1 pseudogene is annotated in these 1,080 nt (G+C 61.9%); it reads right to left on the bottom strand.

Features of this window, described 5'->3' with window-relative positions:
- Positions 1-127: 127 nt before the first annotated feature.
- Positions 128-1,080 (bottom strand): annotated as a pseudogene (locus Q0349_RS10935) (alpha-2-macroglobulin); the annotation flags it as partial.

Raw genomic sequence — 1,080 nt, 5'->3', positions numbered from 1 at the left:
GCGTACTGCCTTCAGCGGCGCGCCTTGTCTGAAACTTTCGGTGGATGGCTATATATGTGTATAGCCGGGATTTTGAACAGGTTCTAAAAAAAACCGCCCCGGAGGGCGGTTTTTGTTTGGGTTGCGGTTATTGCACCACGATGGTTTGTGCCGCCTGGCGGGCGTGTTCTTCGGGGTGGTACATATTTTCGATGGAAGCGCCGGGGGCGTGCCAGGTGCCCGCACGGGTGGTGCGGCCGTAGAGGGTGTAGCTGAACGCTTTCGGCGCGCCATCCAGGGTGAAGGCGGCGATGTGGCGGTCGTCGCGGTTTTCCCGGTACTGGTAGCGGATGTTGTCGCTGTCATCCCCGCCGCTGTTGTCGTCTTCGTCCTGGGCGCTGTCGTGTTTGTCGTCGCGCAGCGCGTTCAGGGTGATGCCTGCGGGCAGGCGATAGACGTAGAGCAGGTCGCTTTGTGTGGCGTCACGGTCGAGTTTCGGGGTGAAGGTCGCGGTGATGCGGATGTCGGTGTTGTTCGGCAGTTTGGCCGGGTCAAGCACGGTGCTGCCGTCCGCGGTTTCGTAGCGCAGCGCGATGTCCCAGCCTTCGCTGCTCGCCGTGTCTGCTGCCGGGGCGTGCAGGTCGCTCGCTTCCAGCCACAGTGCTTCTTTGCCGGGGTTGGTGATGCGCACGCGGCCGTTGTAGTCGCTTTTTTCGAGGTCGGCCAGGGTCGCCGTTTTGCCGTTGATTTCGATGGCGGTGTCGGCGGCGAGTTTGGGCGCGACGGTCGCAAGGCGTACCAGCCAGGCGAGCTCTTGTGTGCTCAGGTAGCGGTCGTGCGAGAGTGCCTGGGCGAGTGCGTCACGCTGGCTCTCGATTTGTTTGGCGATGGTCGCCGCGGTGTTTTGCGGGTCGTTTTTGACGTTTTGCCATTGGTTTTCGAGTTGTTTGAGGCGGACGAGGTTGTGCGCGGCGAGGCTGGTCGTACTGCTGTAGGGGTAGCTGTTGCTGTTTTCTTCGGCAGTCAGGGTATTCAGGCGTTCGCTCGCGGCCTGGTATTCGCCGAGTTGTGCCAGCGCGGCGGCGATGTCGAGGCTGTCGT

Origin of the sequence: uncultured Cardiobacterium sp., assembly GCF_938028185.1 — a bacterium.
GTDB lineage: Bacteria > Pseudomonadota > Gammaproteobacteria > Cardiobacteriales > Cardiobacteriaceae > Cardiobacterium.
The sequence above is the reverse complement of the archived record's forward strand: the minus strand, read 5'-3'. Positions and strand labels throughout refer to the sequence as shown.